Origin of the sequence: Kribbella kalugense (assembly GCF_004365875.1) — a bacterium.
GTDB classification, from domain to species: Bacteria; Actinomycetota; Actinomycetes; order Propionibacteriales; family Kribbellaceae; genus Kribbella; species Kribbella kalugense.
This window is the reverse complement of record NZ_SODF01000001.1, coordinates 2,588,594-2,607,827: the sequence shown is the minus strand read 5'-3', so window position 1 is coordinate 2,607,827 and position 19,234 is coordinate 2,588,594. Positions and strand designations below refer to the sequence as shown.

The window sequence follows — 19,234 nt, the reverse complement described above, 5'->3', positions numbered from 1 at the left end:
CCCCGCAATCAGCCCGAGATCCGACCGCGACCTTGGGCCACGCATCAGCTTGGTCGGTGGGTGCTCGCAAGGCGGCATTGGGTAGCCTGCGGGGGTGGCAGAGGGTCGAAGAGGGTCGTGGGAGGGACGGCTCGTTCGGCTCGGGTTCGAGGAGCCGCGGCGGGCAGCGGGACGGCTCGAGGAGCTGGACGCGCTCGACTCGCGCAGCCCGATCGTCACCGAGCAGTTGATCGTCACACTGTCGGAGTCCGCCGACCCTGACCTCGCGCTGCACGGTCTCTGTGCGATGGCGGAGACGCTGCATCGCAACGACTACGACTTGGCCGCGTTCGCGCGCACGCTCGAGATGGACGACGGCTTCCGGCGCCGGCTCGTGTACGTGCTCGGCGCGAGTGAGGCGCTCGGCCGGCATCTCGCCGTACATCCGCGGCACTGGTACGACCTTGCCGACCCGGCGTTGGCGGGCGCTCGCCCGTCGATCGAGGATGTCGCAGCGAAGCTGGCCACCGTGGTCGAGGCAGACAACCCAGTCGACGCGCTGCGAGTCGAGTACCGACGGCTGCTGCTCAGGTTGGCCGCGCGAGATCTCGCGGAGGGTCTGCTCGTCGACGAGGTGGCCGCCGTACTCGCGGATCTCGCCGGGGGAGCGCTCGAGACCGCGTTGCGTATCGCCCGCAACGAGTACTTCGCCGCCCACCCGAACGCCGCCGACTGCCGGCTCGCGATCATTGCCATGGGCAAGTGTGGTGGCCGGGAACTCAACTACGTCAGCGATGTCGACGTACTGTTCGTCGCCGAGCCGCTCGACGGTGAGCCGGAGCTGCCGGCGTTGAAGACCGCGACCCAGCTCGCCGCGGCCGCGATGCGGATCTGCTCGGCGCACACCGGCGAGGGCACACTCTGGCCCGTCGACGCGGCGCTCCGCCCGGAGGGCAAGTCCGGTCCGCTCGTCCGGACGCTCGACAGCCATTTCGCGTACTACCAGCGCTGGGCGAAGACCTGGGAGTTCCAGGCGCTGCTGAAGGCTCGCCCGGTCGCGGGTGATGCGGAGCTCGGCCGGGAGTACTCCGAGCGGGTCGGGCAGCTCGCGTGGTCGGCGGCCGATCGCGAAGGGTTCGTCGACGACGTACAGGCGATGCGGCGGCGCGTTGTCGACCACATCCCGGCCGAGGACGTCGATCGCCAACTGAAGCTCGGGCCGGGCGGTTTGCGAGACGTCGAGTTCGCCGTACAGCTGCTGCAGCTCGTCCACGGCCGCAGTGACGAATCGGTTCGCAGTGGTACGACGTTGGTCGCCCTGGAGGCCCTGACGACCAGCGGGTACGTCGGTCGCACCGATGGCGCCGTACTCGCGGATGCGTATCGCTTCCTGCGGTCGATGGAGCACCGCATCCAGCTGTACCGGTTGCGGCGTACACACCAGGTCCCGGACGACGAGGCGGACCTGCGGCGGCTCGGGCGGTCGCTCGGGTTCACGAAGAACCCGGTCGCCGATCTGACCGCGGCCTGGAAGAAGCATGCGCTCGAGGTACGGCGGCTGCACGAGAAGCTGTTCTACCGGCCACTGCTCGCGGCGGTCGCGCGGATCCCGGGCGTCGAAGTACGGCTGACTCCGGAGGCGGCCAAGCAGCGGCTGACGGCGCTCGGGTACGCCGATCCCGCGTCGGCGCTGCGGCACATCGAGGCGCTGTCCGAGGGGGTGTCGCGGCGGTCCTCGATCCAGAAGGCGTTGCTGCCGGCGATGCTCGGCTGGTTCGCCGAGTCGCCGGATCCGGACGCCGGACTGCTCGCGTTCCGGACGATCTCGGACGCGCTCGGGTCAACACCGTGGTACCTGCGCCAACTGCGCGACGAGGGTGCGTCGGCCGAACGGCTCGCCCATCTGCTGGCCAGCGGCCGGTACGCCGTCGACCTGTTGCAGCGCGCCCCGGAAGCGACCGCGATGCTCGCAGACGAGCGGGAGCTGATCCCGCGAACCCAGGAAGCGTTGCTGTCCGAGATGTCTGCGGCCGCTCGTCGGCAGGATGCGCCGGAGGCCGCGGTGGCGGCGATCCGGGCGGTACGGCGACGTGAACTGTTCCGGATCGCGGCGGCGGATCTGTCCGGTCTGCTCGACGTCGAGACGGTTGGCGAGGCGCTGACCGTGGTCACGGTCGGGACGCTGACGACCGCGCTCGAGGTCGCCCGGAAAGCGGTGGCACTGCGCATATTGAGAGAGGGCCAGCCGGAGCCGACGCGGATGTCGATCGTCGCGATGGGCCGGTTCGGCGGGCACGAGCTCGGGTACGGCAGCGATGCCGACGTGATGTTCGTCCACGACCCGCTTCCCGGCGCGGACGAGAAGGCTGCAACGGATTTCGCGACGCAGACCGCGACCGAGTTCCGCCGCCTGCTGGCGCTGCCAGGCGCAGACCCCGCGGTCGCGATCGACGCGGATCTGCGGCCGGAGGGACGGCAGGGCCCGTTGGTACGGACGTTGGCGTCATACGCGTCGTACTACGCCAGATGGTCGGCGGTGTGGGAGGCGCAGGCGCTGCTCCGGGCCGACCCGTTGTGCGGGGACCCCGAGCTGTGTCAGGCGTTCCGTGAACTGATCGACCCGCTCCGCTATCCGGCGGCCGGAATCAGCGAGCGCGACGTGATGGAGATCCGGCGGATCAAGGCACGCGTCGACGCCGAGCGACTGCCGCGCGGCGCCGACCCGGCGACGCACACCAAGCTGGGCCGAGGCGGTCTCGCCGACATCGAGTGGACCGTCCAGCTCCTGCAGTTGCGCGAGGCCCATCGAGTCCCAAGCCTGCGTACGACGCGCACCCTCGGAGCGCTCCAGGCCGGCGTAGACGCCAACCTCGTCGACCCCACCGAGGCCGACACGCTCCGCGCTGCCTGGGAGATGGCCAGCCGGATCCGGAACGCGATCATGCTCGTCCGCGCCCGCCCCGGCGACTCGTTGCCTACCGACCCCCGGGACCTCGCCGCCGTGGCCCAGATCTGCGGCTACCCGCCCGGCGAGTCCAGCCGTTTCTCCGACGACTACCTCCGCACCACCCGCCGGGCCCACAACACCGTCGCCCACCTGTTCTGGGACGACTAATACACTTGTGCTGGTGGAAGCAGTGGATCAGGTCAGACAGGTAGGTGTCTTCAGCACCGTTCGGCGGAGTGTCCGGATGACGGTGGGGCAGAAGCGGGTCTGGCAGTCGCACTGGCCCGAACTGGGCCGGACGCAGGTGGATCTGCCGTCAGGTCCGCTCGATCTCGCCGACTGGTTCGACCGGGAAGCGCCTACCGTGCTGGAGATCGGATCCGGAATGGGCGAAGCGACCGCCCAACTCGCGGTCGCCACCCCCGAGGTCAACCACCTCGCCGCCGAGGTGTACCCGGCCGGTCTGGGCCAGCTGATGCTGTGGGTCGAGAAGTACGACCTCGACAACGTCCGCCTGCTCCAGGGCGATGCCCTCGACTTCCTCCGCGACCAAGTGGCGCCCGGCGCGCTGGCCGGCGTACGCATCTACTTCCCGGACCCGTGGCCGAAGAAGCGGCATCACAAGCGCCGCCTGATCAGTCCGCCGTTCGTCGGGCTGGTCGCGTCCCGGCTGCAGCCCGGCGGTACGTTGCATCTGGCAACGGACTGGGCGGACTATGCCGACCGCATGCTCGAGGTCTGCGAAGCGGAGCCGTTGCTGCGCAACCAGTTCGACGGCTGGGCCCCACGACCCGAGTGGCGCCCAGTCACCAAGTTCGAGTCCCGCGCGCAAGCCGAGGGCCGTGACGTCCGCGACCTCATCTACACCAAGCTCAAGCCGACCGACTCGTGAAGTGCCACTGCCCGGCCGGCACCGTGTAGATCACGTAACCATCGGCGTACGTCGGCTCGCCCGCGAACGACTGCGGTACGGCGGCAACATCCGAGCCGACCGCCGACGGTACGTGTACCTCGGCCGTCGTACCGACCGGCACCTGCACCTCCAGCGACAACACCCGGCCGATCCGCTTCCAGGCAACGGAAACCCGCCCGCGGATCGTCTCGGTCCGGATGCTGGCCGTGTGCACCTCGTCGCGCGCATCGGGCCGCACCACGATCCGCTCGCAGCCCGCGTCGACCACGCGTAGCCCGGCGACGTTCTCGAAGATCCATTGCACGACCGTGCCTTGGAAGTAGTGGTTGCGCGACCGCGCGTCGTCCTCCCACATCTCCCACATCGTGTCCGCGCCGAGGTCGAACCAGTAACCCCAGCTCGGATAGCTCCGCTGTAGCGCGACCTTCGTTGCCACGTCGCCGTACCCGTGCGCGGTCAGCACCGGCAGCAGTACGCCGACGCCGAGGCAACCGGTGTTGAGATGGAACCCACGGGCCTCGACATCCGCGGCCAGCCCGGCCGCAACCTCCGCGACCATGTCGTCCGGCACGATCCCGAACGCCAGCGGCACAGCGTTCGACGTCTGCCTGTAGTCCGGATCCTCAGCCGATCGATACCGTCCTTCCGAGCGATCGAGGAACGCCCGATTCAGCCCGTCCGCGAGCTCGGTCGCGGCCTTCCGATAGTCGTTGGGCTGGCCAATCAACTCGCCGATCTCCGCCGCGACCACGACAGCCCGATACAGGTACGCCGTACCCGTTAGCCGCCGGTCCTCGGGCGCCGGGCCGTTGCTGTACCCGGGCGGCAGCCAGTCGCCGAGCACACTCACCGACAAGCCGTCCTCGACCCTGGCCAGCTCCCAGGCGAGATAGCGGGTCAGCGAGTCCCAGTGCTCCCGCAGCAGCCGCTCGTCGCCGTACCAGCGGTACATCTCCCGCAGCAGGAACGGGTACACCGTCGGCCACTCGGTCGCGGGGGAGAGGTCCGTGAACCCCCAACCGCTCGACGGCACGATCACCGGCAGTTGCCCGGAATCCGCCTGACTGTCCCGGATGTCGCCGAGCCACTTGGTGAAGAACCGCGCCAGATCGAGCGTCGCCAGCATCGTCGGCGCACCCACCTGCGCATCCCCAGTCCACCCGTTCTTCTCGAAGAACGGCGTATCCGTCGGAATCCCGTGCAGGTTGCTCAGAACCGTCCGCCGCATAGCGCCTTCGAACTGCTCGTACGGCGCCTGCGACGACACGAACCGGGTCACGCCGCGGACATCCGAGTTCACCACCCGCATCTGCACGTCCGCGCGAGCGCCCTCGATCTGCACGTACCGGAAGCCCTTGTACGAGAAGCGTGGTTCCCACGTCTCCAAAGCGTTGCCAGCGGCAACGTATTCGTCCCGCTGAATCCGATCGCCGTCAACGTGCCCGTTCAACGCCACCACGTTGCCATCAGCAACCGTCTCGCCGTGGGTCAGACTGATCGTCGTCCCGGCCGGCGCGGTGACCGACAGCCTGGTCCAGCCGGCGCCGGTCCGCCCGAAGTCCGCGATCCACACCCCCGGCCGGACCTCGGTGAGCTCGACCGGATCGACGGTCTCGACCACCCGGATCGGCTCGTGCGCCTGTGCGGTCAGCTTCCCCTTGGGTGCCTCGACAATCGTCGCCGCCGACCACTGAGAGTCGTCGAAGCCTGCCGCGTCCCACCCGGGCAGTGCGCGACGGGCGTCGTACGTCTCGCCCGTATAGAGAGAGTCGGAGAGCGTAGGCCCGCCGGTGATGCGCCACGCCTCGTCCGTGACTACCTCGTCCACCCGACCGTCGTCGTACTCGACAACCAGCCGGGCGATCAGTCGCGGATCCGCGGTCCACGGAGCCTGGTGCCAGCGCCAGACATTCGGAGAGGTCAACCCGAAGAACCCGCGTCCGAGTTCGGCTCCGACCACGTTCTGGCCCGCTTCCAGCAGGGCGGTGACGTCGTGCGTGCTGTACAGAACGGTGCGGTCGTAGGCGGTGAAGCCTGGGTCGAGGACCGCGTCTGTGACCGCCTGCCCGTTCACCCGGAGATCGGCGTACCCGAGGCCGCTCGCATACAGTCGAGCCCGCCGTACGACGCCATCCACAGCGAAGGCCCGCCGCAGCAACGGCGCGCTGTCGGTCTGGCCGCCGATCCACTGCGCGTTCCCGAAGCCCTCGTCCAGCAGACCGGTCTCGAACCATTCCGGCGCAGCCCACTCGCCGGCCTCATCGAGCCCATCCCACAGCCGCACGGTCCAGTGGTAGCGAGTCCGCGCCGCCGACGGCCCGCCGTACTCGACACCGAAGGTCCGCGCCGACTCGACCTTGCCCGAGTCCCACACGTCCGCCTGGTCCGGCGTCAGCAGCTCCGGCGCGGAGGCGACGAGAATCTGGTACACCGTCTGCGTCGCGCCGTACCCGGAGGCGGTGGCGACCCAGCTCAGCCGTGGGCGGGACACGTCGACGCCGAGCGGCTGGACGGCGTACTCGGTCTTGAGAGATCGGGGGATCAGCACGCTGAGGACCGTAAGCAGGGGACGCGAAGCTTTCAACCGTGTGACCAGATCTGGCCGATGATCGATTTTGATCGTTCGTCTCGGTTCGTGATTCGTCGTCCCAGATCGTGAAACCTGAGCATGTTGCTCGACTTTGTCCGCTTTCATAGAGACATGCAGCTCGTTGCGAACGCGCCCGGTGATGTCCTCACCCGGCGCCGGCATGTCGATCTGCTGCGCGTGAACTCCTCGGGTTGTTGACCAACGGCGTACGTTCCCGCCCGTTTCCAACCCGTTGTCTCCTCCCCGACCCGTAGGAGCAGTTCCGTGCGTCGTCTCGCCGCCACCCGTCCGTTCCGCTTGCTCACGGCCGCCCTGGCCCTCACCGTCACTGTCACCGCCGCGGGCTGCTCGCGGGCCGACCGCGACGAGACCCCGGCCGCGGCGTCGTCCGCCAAGGGCCCGGCCACCGAGCTGCGGCTCGGCTACTTCCCGAACGTCACCCACGCCGCCGCGCTGGCCGGCCTCGGCAAGGGTTTGTTCACCAAGGACCTCGGCAGCACCAAGCTGGTGCCGACGAAGTTCAACGCCGGACCCGAGGAAGTCGGAGCGCTGCTCGGCGGCTCGCTGGACGCCGGCTTCATCGGCTCCGGTCCCGCGATCAACGCCTTCGCGAAGTCGAACGGCGAGGCCGTCCGCCTGATCGCCGGTACGACGTCCGGCGGCGCGCAGCTCGTGGTCAAGCCGACGATCACCAAGCCCGAGGACCTGATCGGCAAGACCGTGGTCACGCCGCAGCTCGGCAACACCCAGGACGTGTCGCTGAAGAAGTGGCTGGCCGGGAAGAACCTGACCGGCAAGGTCAAGGTCACGAACCTGGAGAACGCGCAGACGCTCGACTCGTTCAAGAAGGGCGACGTGGACGCGGCCTGGCTCCCCGAGCCCTGGTCGTCGCGGCTCGTCCTGGACGCCGGCGCGAAGGTGCTGCTCGACGAGTCGACCCTGTGGCCGGGCGGGAAGTTCCCGACCACCGTGCTGATCGTGCGGACCCAGTTCCTGCAGGAGCACCCGGACACGGTGAAGGCGCTGCTGAGCGGTCTGGTCGCGTCGATCGACTTCGTGAACACCGACAAGGCCGACGCCAAGACCGTGGTGAACGCGCAGCTGAAGGAGGCGACCGGCAAGGCGCTCGCGCCGGCCGTGATCGACCGCGCCTTCACCAACATCCAGAGCACCGCCGACCCGCTGGCTGCCACGTTCCCGCAGCTGGCTAAGGACCAGGTCACGGCCGGGATCGCGAAGACCGCACCAGCGGTGGCCGGATTCGCGGACCTCGGGCCGCTGAACGACGTACTCAGCAAGGCCGGCAAGCCGACGGTTGACGCCGCGGGCTTGGACTCGAAGTAGCCAGGAGGATTGATGACCGCGACTATCGACGCCTTGCCGGATCTGCTCAGCCCGGTGCGGTTTCACCAAGTAGGCAAGACGTTCGGGACCGGCCAGAAGGCGGTCGTCGCTCTGGACGGTGTCGATCTCGAGGTCAGTGCCGGTGAGTTCGTCTGCCTGCTCGGCGCATCCGGCTGCGGCAAGACCACCCTGCTCAACCTTGTCGCCGGTCTGGACCGGCCGACGAGCGGTCGGATCGAGCTGAACTCGTCCCGCCCGGCCGTCGTCTTCCAAGAGCCAGCGCTGATGCCGTGGCTGACGGCCGCCGGGAACGTCGAGTTGCCGTTGCGGATGGCCGGCGTACCGAAGGCGCAGCGGCGGGCGAAGGCGGCCGAGCTGCTCGAGCTTGTCCGCCTTGCCGGCTTGGGGGACAAGCGGCCGCATGAGTTGTCGGGTGGCATGCGGCAACGCGTCGCACTCGCGCGGGCGCTCGCGTCCACGACCGACAGCGGTGATGCGGGCAAGCCGTCGTTGTTGCTGATGGACGAGCCGTTCTCCGCGCTCGACGCGATCACGCGTGACGTCCTGCAGGGTGAGCTGCTGCGGATCTGGCGTGCCACCGGTACGGCGATCCTGTTCGTCACGCACGATGTCCGCGAGGCCGTGCGGCTCGGGCAGCGCGTCGTACTGCTGTCGTCGCGGCCCGGGCGCGTCGTACGGCAGTGGGATGTGAACGACGCTCCCGACGCGGTCGACGAGATCAACACCGCACTGCGCAAGGTGATCAGCAGTCATGCCGCTTGAGGTTCAAGAAGAAGGGTCCGTCGAGGCGGGCCTGGATGCACTCGACACACCGATCCACACCTCGGAAGGTTCACGCCTGCGGCAGATCGCCGCGCGGGTGCTGCCGCCGGTCGGGGCGATCGTCATCCTGGTCGCGATCTGGCAGGCGTTGTGGGCGGCGGCCTTCTGGCCCGAGTTCAAGCTGCCTGCGCCGGCTGCCGTCTGGAGTCAGATCTGGCAGCTGGTGACGAGTGGCGATATCGGCGGTCTGTTCTGGGTATCGGTGCACCGGGCCGTGATCGGGTTCGCGATCTCGCTGCTGATCGCCGTACCGCTCGGGCTCGCGATCGCGAACATCACCGTTGTACGGCGGGGGATCGGGCCGCTCGTGTCGGGTCTGCAGAGCCTTCCGTCGGTGGCCTGGGTGCCGGCGGCGATTCTGTGGTTCGGGTTGAACGACCGGGCCATCTACTGGGTCGTGCTGCTCGGCGCGGTGCCGTCGATCGCGAACGGGCTGGTGTCGGGTCTGGATCAGGTGCCGCCGATCCTGCCGCGGGTCGGCAAGGCGCTCGGCGCCGGCCGGTTCGGCGGGATCCGGTACATCCTGCTGCCGGCCGCGCTGCCCGGGTTCCTCGGCGGGCTCAAGCAGGGCTGGGCGTTCTCGTGGCGGTCGCTGATGGCGGCCGAGCTGATCGCGACCTCGCCCGAACTCGGTGAAGGGCTCGGGCAGTACCTGCACAACGGCATGTCGCTGTCGGACATCTCGATGGTGTTCGCCGGCATCGTGCTGATCTTCGTGGTCGGCGTGGGGATCGAGCTGCTCGTGTTCCGGCCGCTGGAGAGCAGCGTGCTGCGGGCGCGCGGACTGACGTCCTCGGCGCGCTAACGCCGTACTGTGGGGGGCGTGGTCCGATTTCTGCCGTTCCTGATCAGCTTGGTGCTCAGCGTTTATGCGCTGTTCTCCTGCATCCAGACCCCCGACGAAGACGTGCCGCACCTGCCCAAGCTGGTGTGGATCGTCCTGATCGTGTTCGTCCCGTTCGTGGGACCGATCGTCTGGCTGCTCATGTCGCGCACCCAGGGCGCCGGCGGACGTCCGGAGGCGGTCGTACGACCGTCTCCGTCGGTCAGCCGCCCACTGGCGCCCGATGACGATCCGGACTTCCTCAAGTCGCTGGACCGCTACCGGGACCCGCGGACGACCACCAAGCCGCCGGAGCCCGACGAACCGGCTGACGGACCTCGGTCGCAGGACAAGCCCAAGGACAGGCCGAAGAAACCGAAGAAGCCGTCAGAGGACCTCCCGTCCGAAACCGAGGACGGGAACTCCTGAGCCGTTTGAGTCAGGCAGCCACTTCTTATGCAGACCGTCGTTCGGGGAGAGCGGTGTTGTCGCGCTCGGACTCGGTGGTCCCGCCCCAGACGCCGTACGGCTCTCCCACGGAGAGCGCGTGCTGCCGGCACTCGGGCTGGACCGGGCAGGTCCCGCACAGCGACTTGGCCACCATCTCGCGGGCGCGTTTGCGAACGCCACGCTCCGATTCGGGTGAGAAGAAGAGTTCCGGGTTGACGTCCCGGCATGCGGCTTGCGACTGCCAGTCCCACAGATCCATGAGCGGGCGGGGCAGACGAGGCATCCCTCTCGACATGGCAACCTCCTATGACTCACCGTAAGCGCGGACGGGCGCTCGGTGAAAACTATGCTCATCTCACAGCGAGTTCAACCCTTGTTGTCTCGAAGTTCGAGCCATTCGTTATCACCGCGTGCCGTAGCGGCCCGTGATCGGCGGTTTTCAGGCGGCGAGCGTGTTCACGTCATCACCTGATGTGACATGAGTCACTCGGATGTCAGTCACTTGATCATCCACGCCCCGAGCACGGCCGCGGCCAATCCGGTACCCAGATTGAGTACGACGTTCACCAGCGCCTTGCCGTGATGTCCGGAACCGGCCAGCGCGGTCGTCTCCGCGGCGAAGGTGCTGTACGTCGTGAACGCGCCGCAGAATCCCACGCCGACGAGCAGCGCGATCGTGTGGTTGCCGACGCCACTGAGTAGGCCGAGCAGGAAACTGCCGAGAACGTTGACGGTGAAGGTTCCCCACGGGAGCGGCGTCTCGATCCGGGTACCGAGCAACAACCGGGCCACCATGTGCTTGTCGACAAGGAACCTGAGCGGCGCACCGACCGCGGCGCCGAGCGCGACCAGCAGCACGTTCATCGCGACCGCCCGCCCAACCACTCGCCGATCGTTGCCGCGGTCAACGCTGCGGCGATCGTGCCGAAGAAGTAGGCGAATGCAACAACCATCTGCACGTGCAGCAACTTCTCGGTGTCGACCGCGAAGGTCGAGAACGTGGTGAAGCCGCCGAGGATGCCGGTGCCGAGGAAGGGCCGCAGCAGTGCGTGGTGCCGCGGAGTCAGCCGCGCGAGCAGCACCCCGATCGCGAAACAGCCCAGCACGTTGGTCACGAACGTCGCCCACGGGAAGCCGCCCGCGTCGTGCGGAATCGCCTCGGCCAGGCCGTAGCGGGCGAGCGAACCGATCACACCACCGAGCGCTACGACGCCAAGGGTGCGAGCGAGTTCGGAATCAGGCATCGTCCGCCGGATCGTAGCGGTAGTACTCGTGCCCGCCGTGCGCCGTACCCGTCTCACCGGTCAGCGCCCGGATCACCGTCGCATGGGTGATCGCGAGGACCGGCCCGTCGGTGCTGGCGGTATGGCGGGCCAGCGCGGCGCGAGCGCGTTCGCGGACCCGGGACAACGGCTCCCAGGCCCGCTGGATGCCGTCCGGCCACTCGCCGTCGTACGTCTCGAACTCGGCCTTCGCGGCGTGCACGTCGGCGACGGTGCGCCACAGGCCGCTGTGGTCCGGCAGCCAGTCGCGCAGGTCGTAGTCGACCCTGACACCGAGGGCGAGCCGGTGGCCGATGATCGCGGCGCTGTGCAGGGCGCGGGTGAACGGCGAGCTGACCAGGTACGTCGCCCGCACGCCGCCGAGGATGTCGGCGAGCTCCTCGGCCTGCTTCATCCCGACGGAACTGAGCGGGGCGGAGTCGGCCGCCATCCCGGGCCACCCCCGGGAGTCGATCGGCTCGTAGTCCGCCTCACCATGCCGGACCAGATAAATCTGCGTCACGCCCATGTTCTACCTGAGGTGGCGGGCCCCCGCCCATCCACGAGCGTGGCCGGGCGGTTGCGAATCGGTCAAGGACGCCGGCGGGCGCACCTGGTGCAGCTCGTCGAAGAGGTCGTCGAGCCCGTCCCGAGGTACTGCCTGTGCAGGTTGCGTGACCTGCGCGTCGGCCCAGCGGACCTCCGTCGCACCTTGGTGACCGTGCACGGCAACCACGGACTCGATGTTGGGCCACACCGCCGTCGCCGGGTTGTCGCCCCGCCATCGCAACGCCACCGACCCGTCGCTGAACTCGCACCCTTCAGCCACCACGCCGGTGCCGGACACACCACTCGGATCTCGATACCGAACCAACTCAAAGGTCCGCGGCCTCACCACCTGCAGCACTCCCCGTCGTCTAGCCGGTCTTGCAGCCCTCAACGAGCCCACACCACGTCCGGTTACTGACCGGCAACCGCCCGCCGCATGAAGATCCGCTCCGCAGGGTCCAGCCCGAGCGCCGTTTCGGCATCCTGGATCGCAACCAGACCGGGCGTCAGCTCGGCGCCCGGCAGCTCGGCAAACCCGAGCCGCGCGTAGTACGGCCCGTTCCATGGCACGCTGCGAAACGTGCTGAGCGTCAAGGCTGAAATCCCTTGCCCGGCCGCCCATCGGTCGACGAACTCGATCAGCTGCCGCCCGATCCCGCGCCCCTGGTGATCAGGATGCACGCTGATCTGCTCGACATGCACCGCACCGTCAACGAGCTCGACGAAGACGAACCCCGTTGGCTGGTCGGCCTCGTCGACCGAGACCCACAGCCGACCCGTCTGGCGAAGCTGCTCGAAGACTTCCAGCGCGGGCGGCGGATGTTCCGCGACGTCTGTCATGCCGATGTCGCGGAAGAGCACGCCTGCGGCAACCTCGAGGTTCTGGAGGGTGGGGAGTTCGTCTCGGTGGGCGGTACGGATGTTCATGGGTGCTATTGTCGTTCCCGTGAAGCGTTGCTATTGGCGATTTTTTGAGTGGCCGGCTTTGGTGCCGGGCAGCTCAGCCGATCGCTGACGCCCAACCGCAAACACCACAGCCGGCCCGAAGCCAAGGACATCCCGTCCTTGGCTTTTCTCGTTCCTCAGCCGGCTGCTGCGCTGCAACGCGAGCGGACCGGTAGAAAGGTCCCCACGATGAACACCCTTCCCAAACCGACCGAACAGAGCCGTCAACAGGCCCGAGTCGTCGACCGACGGATCGAGAAGACGGTCCCGTTGGTCACGCCGATGGCGTTGCACGACGAGTTCCCGCTGAGCGACGAGCTGGCCCGGACCGTCGCCGACGGACGGCAGGCGGTGGCCGACGTACTCAACGGCGTCGACGACCGTCTGCTCGTTGTCGTCGGCCCCTGTTCGGTGCATGACGCGAAGGCGGCCCTCGAGTACGCCGAACGCCTCCGACCGGTCGCCGAGCGCCTCTCCGACGGTCTCCTCGTCGTCATGCGGGTGTACTTCGAGAAGCCGCGCTCCACTCTCGGCTGGAAGGGCCTGATCAACGACCCGGATCTCGACGGCTCCGGTGACGTGAACCGCGGTCTCCGGATCGCCCGTCAGCTCCTGGTCCAGGTCACCGAGCTCGGACTCCCGGCCGGCTGTGAGTTCCTCGACCCGATCACCCCGCAGTACATCGCGGACACCGTCGGCTGGGGTGCGATCGGCGCCCGGACCGTGGAGAGCCAGGTCCATCGCCAGCTGTCGTCCGGCCTGTCGATGCCGATCGGGATGAAGAACCGCCCGGACGGATCGATCGCCACCGCGGTCGACGCGATCAAGGCCGCCGCCGTACCGCACGTCTTCACCGGTATCGACCACGACGGCGCTCCCGCGATCCTGCACACCCGCGGCAACCCCGATTGCCATCTGGTACTGCGTGGCTCGGACAGCGGACCGAACTACGACGAGGAGTCCGTGGCTGGCGCCGTCGAACTGCTCCGCAAGGCCGACCTGCCCGAGCGAGTGGTCATCGACGCGAGCCACGGCAACAGCCGCAAGGACCACCGTCGTCAGCCGGTGGTGGCCGAGGAGATCGGCGCCCAGGTCGCGGCCGGCAACAAGGCGATCGTCGGCGTGATGCTCGAGTCGTTCCTGCAGGAGGGTCGCCAGGACCTCGACCCGACCCGGGAGCTGACCTACGGGCAGTCGATCACCGACGCCTGCATGGGCTGGGAAACGACCGTGGAGACCCTCGAGAAGCTACGGAATGCAGCAATCGCTCGACGCGGATAGCTGTTCACCTGAAGGTCTCACAGCGGCTACAGGACCTCTCTAAGGTCCGGACCATGACTGAGATCTCCCGGCGTCTGGTGCTCGGTTCGGTGGCGGGTGGGGCAGCGGTCTCGCTGCTCCCACCGTCGCTGCACACCGCGATGGCGCAACCTGTGAGGCGTGGTGGTCTGCGCGCGATCGAGCACGTGATCGTGCTGATGCAGGAGAACCGTTCGTTCGACCACTACTACGGGGCGCTCCGCGGGGTCCGCGGGTACGGCGACCGCCAGCCATTGCGGCTGCGCAACGGCAAAAGCATCTTCCACCAGCCGAAGAGCGGCGGGGGCGAGGTACTGCCGTTCTCCCTGAGCAAGGCCGCGGCCGACGAGGGCCGCAAGCCGGACGACATCCAGTACCTCGGTGCGCTGGCCCACGGCTACAGTGACGCCACCCAGGCCTGGGCCGGCGGCTGGAACGACGACTGGGTGCAGGCCAAGACAGCCGCCACGATGACCCACTACGAGCGGCGCGATATCCCGCTGCAGTACGAGCTCGCCGAGACGTTCACGATCTGCGACGCCTACCACTGCTCGGTCAACGGCTCGACGAACCCGAACCGCAACTACCTGTGGTCCGGGACGACCGGCTACGAGCCCGGTACGACGCAGCGCGCGGTCACCAACGCGGCGTACGACTACAACCACGCCGGCTACGACTGGACGGCGTACCCGGAACGGCTCGAGAAGGCCGGTGTCTCCTGGCAGATCTACCAGGAGTGGGACAACTTCACCGACAACGCGGTCGAGTACTTCAAGACCTTCAAGGACATCGGGCACCGGATCCTGGGAGGAGTCCCTGGCGACTACCGGACGACCGAGGAGTTCTACGACAAGATCTTCGCGAAGACCGACGCCGAGCGCGCGCAGGCACTGCAGCAGCTCAGTGCGGCCTTCGAGAAGCTGCCGACCAAGGACCAGAAGCTGTTCCGGAAGGCGATGTACCGGTCCGAGCCCGAGTCCCTGGTGCCGCGGCTGCGCGCCGACATCAAGGCCGGCACGCTGCCCAAGGTCAGCTGGCTCGTCCCGTCCGCGGTCGACTCCGAGCACCCCGGCTCGTCCACCCCGGTCGGCAGCGCGAACCTGATCTACGACGTGCTGGACGCGATCGCCTCCGACCCGGAGACCTGGTCCAAGACCGTCCTGCTGATCAACTTCGACGAGAACGACGGGTACTTCGACCACGTCCCGCCGCCGGTCGCCCCGCAGCCCACCTCGGGCGAGGGCGACGACTGGTACGCCGGTCAGCCGATCGGCCTCGGCCCGCGGGTCCCGATGACCGTGGTGTCACCGTGGTCGGTCGGCGGTCACGTGAACTCGCAGGTGTTCGACCACACCTCGGTACTCCGGTTCCTCGAGCAGTGGACCGGTGTCCGCGAACCCAACATCAGCACCTGGCGCCGGACGGCCTGTGGCGACCTGACGTCGACGTTCGACTTCGACCGTGGGTACCGCCAACCGTCTCTCGACCAGCCGGGTCCGGTCCCGGCGCCGATCACCCGCTGGCATCCCGCGCCGCCCGCCGACCAGGCGATCCCGGTGCAGGAGCCTGGCCGCCGTCCTGCCCGCGCGCTGCCTTACGGGCCGTCGGCATCGGGATTCGTTGCTGATGGCAAGCTGACGTTGGCCCTCGGCAACAAGGGCTCGCAGTCGGCCCACTTCGCCGTCTACCCGTACGGTGGCGAACTTCCGGCCCCCACTCATCTCGACGTACGCCGTGCGCACTCCACGGTGATCCCGGTCGCCGGCCCGTACGAGCTCGCGATCCAGGGCCCGAACCGCTTCTGGGTCGAGCTGGCCGGCTCAGCCGACGGCGCGGCCGCCGGCCTCGACGTTCGTACCGAGCAACGCGGCAGCTCACTCGAACTGGAGCTGGTCAACTCCTCCCGCAAGCCGATCACGGTGAAGCTGAAGTCGCGCGGCTACACGAGCAAGACCGTGACCGTCGAGCTGCGTGGCAAGCAGACCCGCCCGATCCTCTGGCCCACCGACCACGGCTGGTACGACGTCGAGGTCACGACCCCGGACGACACGACGTACCGCCGTCGCCTGTCGGGTCACCTGGAAGCGGGCAAGCCGAGCATCACGGGCTGACACAGCCGCAGGACTCGCGTGATTTGGTGGAGTTATGACCTACCCGTCCTTTCCCTATCCGGCGACGAACTACCAGGAAGAGAACCGCGGCCAGTTCCACTTCAGCAGTCGCGGCGGCTGGATGAACGACGTGAACGCGCCGTTGTACTACCGCGGCGTGTATCACCTCTACTACCAGCACGCGCCGTACAGCCTGGTCTGGGACACGATGCACTGGGGCCACGCGACCAGCACCGACCTCGTGCACTGGGAGCAACGCCCGATCGCGCTCGACCCGAACGTCCACCCGGGCGACCTGTGGTCAGGCGGCGGCGTCGTCGACACCACGAACGCGAGCGGTCTGAAGGCCGGCGACGACGATCCGATCATCGTCTACTCCGGCACGAACGGCGTGACTGTCTTCTACAGCCTCGACGGCGGCAACACGTTCACGTCGTACGCCGACGGGAAGAAGGTGGTCACGCCCGGCGGCACGAGTCGCGACCCGAAGGTGTTCTGGGATCCGGAGTCGGAGCACTGGGGCGTGGTCGTGTGGTCCGACGAGGGCGGGAACGGTGTCGACTTCTCCACGTCCTCCAACCTGCTCGACTGGACGTTCGCATCGCGGTACCAAGCGGACTGGGCGTTCGAGTGCCCGAACCTGATCCGGATGCCGATCGACGGCGGCCACCGCTGGGTCCTCCATGCCGGCGGCGGCGAATACCAGATCGGCGATTGGGACGGCACGGCGTACCAGACCGACTGGACAGGGACGCAGAAGCTCAACCAGACAAAGACGTTCGCGGGCAGTGGGTACTACGCTGGTCTGAACTTCGAGAACCTGCCGAACGACCGCGTCGTGTCGATGGCCTGGCAGGGCGAGAACAAAGGCACGATCTGGACCGGCAACGCGTCCTTCCCCGTGGAGTTCACCCTGCATCACACCGACGACGGCATCCGTGTCTTCAGCACCCCGATCCCAGAGCTCGCAACGCTGCGCGAAAGCACGCAGACCTGGGAGAGCCTGACCATCGAGGACAGCGTTCAGCGGCTTTCAGCCGGCACGACTTACGAGCTCGAGGCGATGGTCGACGTCCGGCAGGCGAGGACGTTCAGCCTGCGAGTCGGTCGCGAGGTGGTGTACGACGCCGAGCAGCAGTCCCTGGACGGCGCCAAGCTGCGACCGGTCGACGGGAAGCTCAAGCTGCACCTACTCGTCGACCGCGATCAGCTGGACGTGTTCGGCAATGACGGCGCGGTCTACCAGAGCTACAACGCCCCTGCATCTGAGCCGGAGCTGGTCGCAGAGGGTCGGGTACAGATCGACACGCTCACCATCCACCAGCTCAGGTCTATCTGGCGATAGCCGCCGTACGCGCCTTGGTCACGGTGATCAGGTCGGCGGGGGAGAGGCCGATGTCGAGACCGCGCCGGCCGCCCGACACGTAGACCGTCGGGTGGTCGGTGGCGGTGCTGTCGACGACCGTCGGCAGGGCGCGCTTCTGGCCGATCGGGCTGATGCCGCCGACGACGTACCCGGTGGTCCGCTCGGCGGCGGCCGGGTCGGCCATCACCGCCTTCTTCCCGCCGGCCGCGGCCGCGATCGCCTTCAGATCGAGCTGCTTCCCGACCGGTACGACGCCGACCGCGAGCTTCCCGTCGACCTCGATGAGCAGGGTCTTGAACACCTGCTCCGGTGCGAGTCCGAGCGCCTCGGCGGCCTCCAGCCCGTACGACTTCGCCGCCGGATCGTGCTCGTACGCGTGCGTGGTGAACTCGACCTTCGCCTTCGTCAGCGCCACCGTCGCCGGCGTCCCCTGACTCTGCTTCGCCTTAGCCACCCTCGGAGCTTACGAGACGCACGCAGCAGGACTGCGGCTGCGGGTCGAGGCGCGCCTCCAGTCCGGTGTTGTCGACGGAGTCGAGCAGACCCTCGAGCAGGTTCAGGTTCATCCCGCAGACCAGTCGCGGGTAGTCCGCCGCGAGTCGCCGGAACGGGCAGTTCGCGAGAGCGATCCCGTCACCGTCCGGCCGCGGCTCGAACCCGTTGGCCGCCAGGATCGCCGTCAGTTCGCCGCCGTCCCGTCCAAGCGTTGCGCCGTACTCACGGGCTTGCCGGTTGACTGCCTCGCGCGGAGACAGGCTGGTGGTCTCGGCGTCCTCGATCGCGGCGGCGAGGAGGTGGCCGGCGACGGCGTACTGGCGTTCCGGGAGGGTGATCTCGATTTCCCGGTCGGAGCGGTGGTACAGCTTGGCGGGCCGCCCGGCGCCCGGGCCGGTGCGTCCGCTGCGGCGCTCGTAGCAGGTGTCGAGCAGGCCCTCTTCGGTGAGTTTGTCGAGGTGGAACGCGGCCGTCGTCCGCGGAATGCCGAGCGCGGTCGCGGCCTCGTCCCGGCTCACCGCGTCGCCGCGGCCGACGACGTACTCATACAACCGGCGCCGGGTCGGCTCCTCCAGCACGGCGACTGCCTGCACCCGGGCGTCCCACGAACTGTCCACGGGATGATTCTATCGACAACATCGGTTGATCAAACCGTATGATGGCAGTTCGTTGACACTTCAAGGAGTGAGTAGATGGCGATCTCGGCAGACCTCGAGTCCGTCCCTCTCCATATCGTCGCCCGGCGGGAACAGATCGATCTTCCGGCCGCGGAGCGGGCGGTCGCCGACCTGCTGGTCGCGCTCGGCCGGGACCCGGAGAGCGCGCACCTGGCCGACACCCCGCGCCGGGTGGCGAACGCGTACGCGGAGATGCTCACGCCGCGCGAGTTCGAGCTGACCACGTTCCCGAACGACGAGGGGTACGACGAACTGGTCCTGGCCAAGGACATCCCGGTGCAGTCGCTGTGCGAGCACCATCTCTTGCCGTTCACCGGGGTGGCCCACGTCGGGTACCTGCCCGGCGACCGGATCCTCGGGCTGTCGAAGCTGGCCCGGGTAGTGGAGCTGTTCGCGCGCGACTTCCAGGTGCAGGAGCGGCTGACCAAGCAGGTCGCCGACTGGCTGCAGGACCATCTGGATCCGAAGGGCGTCGGCGTCGTGATCGAGGCCGAGCATCAGTGCATGTCGCTGCGCGGAGTGCGCGCGATCGGATCGCGCACTGTCACGTCGTCACTGCACGGGATCCTGCGCGAGAACCCCAGTTCGCGTCAGGAGTTCTTCGCCCTGACCGGCCTCACCCCGTAGGTCGGGCGGTCAGT

General features: G+C 68.2%; 20 protein-coding genes. 11 read left to right on the top strand and 9 right to left on the bottom strand.

All coding sequences use genetic code 11. The annotated features are described in order from the left end of the window. Positions 1-94: 94 nt before the first annotated feature. Positions 95-3,094 carry a bifunctional [glutamine synthetase] adenylyltransferase/[glutamine synthetase]-adenylyl-L-tyrosine phosphorylase gene (locus tag EV650_RS12225; protein WP_134118372.1) on the top strand — a complete coding sequence of 1,000 codons (3,000 nt, stop codon included), beginning with the start codon at positions 95-97 and terminating at the stop codon, positions 3,092-3,094. 13 nt (positions 3,095-3,107) lie between these two features. Then, positions 3,108-3,818, top strand: coding sequence for a tRNA (guanosine(46)-N7)-methyltransferase TrmB (trmB, locus tag EV650_RS12220; protein ID WP_134118370.1), 711 nt, complete (start codon positions 3,108-3,110; stop codon positions 3,816-3,818). Here the strand turns inward: trmB and EV650_RS12215 are convergent. Further along, a complete protein-coding gene (locus EV650_RS12215; protein WP_238174168.1) occupies positions 3,799-6,387 on the bottom strand; it encodes a family 78 glycoside hydrolase catalytic domain in 2,589 nt (862 codons plus the stop codon). The two genes, trmB and EV650_RS12215, sit on opposite strands and share 20 nt — an antisense overlap. A 120-nt stretch (positions 6,388-6,507) precedes the next feature. Here EV650_RS12215 and EV650_RS41465 point away from each other — a divergent pair, with 120 nt between their 5' ends. The 5 genes from EV650_RS41465 to EV650_RS12195 all read left to right on the top strand — a co-directional run bounded on the left by EV650_RS41465 (position 6,508) and on the right by EV650_RS12195 (position 9,868). After that, positions 6,508-6,627 carry a putative leader peptide gene (locus EV650_RS41465; protein WP_369409953.1) on the top strand — a complete coding sequence of 40 codons (120 nt, stop codon included), beginning with the start codon at positions 6,508-6,510 and terminating at the stop codon, positions 6,625-6,627. A 66-nt stretch (positions 6,628-6,693) separates the two neighbouring features. Next, a complete protein-coding gene (locus tag EV650_RS12210; RefSeq protein WP_134118366.1) occupies positions 6,694-7,773 on the top strand; it encodes an ABC transporter substrate-binding protein in 1,080 nt (359 codons plus the stop codon). A gap of 12 nt (positions 7,774-7,785) precedes the next feature. Beyond that, positions 7,786-8,556: an ABC transporter ATP-binding protein gene (locus EV650_RS12205; RefSeq protein ID WP_134118364.1), complete on the top strand. Its 771-nt coding sequence runs from the start codon at positions 7,786-7,788 to the stop codon at positions 8,554-8,556. After that, positions 8,546-9,421: an ABC transporter permease gene (locus EV650_RS12200; RefSeq protein ID WP_134118362.1), complete on the top strand. Its 876-nt coding sequence runs from the start codon at positions 8,546-8,548 to the stop codon at positions 9,419-9,421. The genes EV650_RS12205 and EV650_RS12200 overlap by 11 nt, the downstream gene beginning before the upstream one ends. Positions 9,422-9,439: 18 nt before the next feature. Next, a complete protein-coding gene (locus tag EV650_RS12195; RefSeq protein WP_134118359.1) occupies positions 9,440-9,868 on the top strand; it encodes a PLD nuclease N-terminal domain-containing protein in 429 nt (142 codons plus the stop codon). Positions 9,869-9,893: 25 nt separating this feature from the next. Here EV650_RS12195 and EV650_RS12190 read toward each other — a convergent pair whose 3' ends face one another. From EV650_RS12190 to EV650_RS12165, 6 genes are all read right to left on the bottom strand, one after another. Next, a complete protein-coding gene (locus tag EV650_RS12190) occupies positions 9,894-10,184 on the bottom strand; it encodes a WhiB family transcriptional regulator (protein WP_134118357.1) in 291 nt (96 codons plus the stop codon). A gap of 203 nt (positions 10,185-10,387) precedes the next feature. Continuing rightward, entirely contained in the window at positions 10,388-10,774 is a 387-nt protein-coding gene (gene crcB, locus EV650_RS12185) for a fluoride efflux transporter CrcB (RefSeq protein WP_238174167.1), read from the bottom strand. Beyond that, entirely contained in the window at positions 10,750-11,133 is a 384-nt protein-coding gene (locus EV650_RS12180; RefSeq protein ID WP_134118355.1) for a fluoride efflux transporter FluC, read from the bottom strand. Before EV650_RS12180 ends, crcB begins: the two co-directional genes overlap by 25 nt. Further along, the gene (locus tag EV650_RS12175; protein WP_439648772.1) at positions 11,126-11,680 is read right to left on the bottom strand and encodes a histidine phosphatase family protein; all 555 of its coding nucleotides are present in this window, start codon (positions 11,678-11,680) and stop codon (positions 11,126-11,128) included. The genes EV650_RS12180 and EV650_RS12175 overlap by 8 nt, the downstream gene beginning before the upstream one ends. Positions 11,681-11,683: 3 nt before the next feature. Continuing rightward, the gene (locus tag EV650_RS12170) at positions 11,684-12,049 is read right to left on the bottom strand and encodes a hypothetical protein (protein ID WP_369409952.1); all 366 of its coding nucleotides are present in this window, start codon (positions 12,047-12,049) and stop codon (positions 11,684-11,686) included. 62 nt (positions 12,050-12,111) lie between these two features. Beyond that, complete coding sequence (locus tag EV650_RS12165; RefSeq protein ID WP_134118351.1) at positions 12,112-12,627, bottom strand: GNAT family N-acetyltransferase; 516 nt, start codon at positions 12,625-12,627, stop codon at positions 12,112-12,114. 207 nt (positions 12,628-12,834) lie between these two features. Between EV650_RS12165 and EV650_RS12160 the strand changes: the two genes are divergently transcribed. The 3 genes from EV650_RS12160 to EV650_RS12150 are packed head-to-tail and all read left to right on the top strand — an operon-like array spanning position 12,835 to position 17,400. Continuing rightward, the gene (locus EV650_RS12160) at positions 12,835-13,926 is read left to right on the top strand and encodes a 3-deoxy-7-phosphoheptulonate synthase (RefSeq protein ID WP_134118349.1); all 1,092 of its coding nucleotides are present in this window, start codon (positions 12,835-12,837) and stop codon (positions 13,924-13,926) included. Between the two features lie 53 nt (positions 13,927-13,979). Next, on the top strand, positions 13,980-16,055 hold the full coding sequence (locus EV650_RS12155) for a phosphocholine-specific phospholipase C (protein ID WP_134118346.1): 2,076 nt from the start codon (positions 13,980-13,982) through the stop codon (positions 16,053-16,055). Between the two features lie 34 nt (positions 16,056-16,089). Next, on the top strand, positions 16,090-17,400 hold the full coding sequence (locus EV650_RS12150; protein WP_134118344.1) for a glycoside hydrolase family 32 protein: 1,311 nt from the start codon (positions 16,090-16,092) through the stop codon (positions 17,398-17,400). Here the strand turns inward: EV650_RS12150 and ybaK are convergent. Beyond that, the gene (ybaK, locus tag EV650_RS12145) at positions 17,387-17,875 is read right to left on the bottom strand and encodes a Cys-tRNA(Pro) deacylase (RefSeq protein ID WP_134118342.1); all 489 of its coding nucleotides are present in this window, start codon (positions 17,873-17,875) and stop codon (positions 17,387-17,389) included. The two genes, EV650_RS12150 and ybaK, sit on opposite strands and share 14 nt — an antisense overlap. Next, positions 17,868-18,533: a helix-turn-helix transcriptional regulator gene (locus EV650_RS12140; RefSeq protein ID WP_134118340.1), complete on the bottom strand. Its 666-nt coding sequence runs from the start codon at positions 18,531-18,533 to the stop codon at positions 17,868-17,870. The genes ybaK and EV650_RS12140 overlap by 8 nt, the downstream gene beginning before the upstream one ends. Before the next feature lie 75 nt (positions 18,534-18,608). Between EV650_RS12140 and folE the strand changes: the two genes are divergently transcribed. Further along, complete coding sequence (folE, locus tag EV650_RS12135) at positions 18,609-19,220, top strand: GTP cyclohydrolase I FolE (RefSeq protein ID WP_134118338.1); 612 nt, start codon at positions 18,609-18,611, stop codon at positions 19,218-19,220. Positions 19,221-19,234 lie beyond the last annotated feature (14 nt).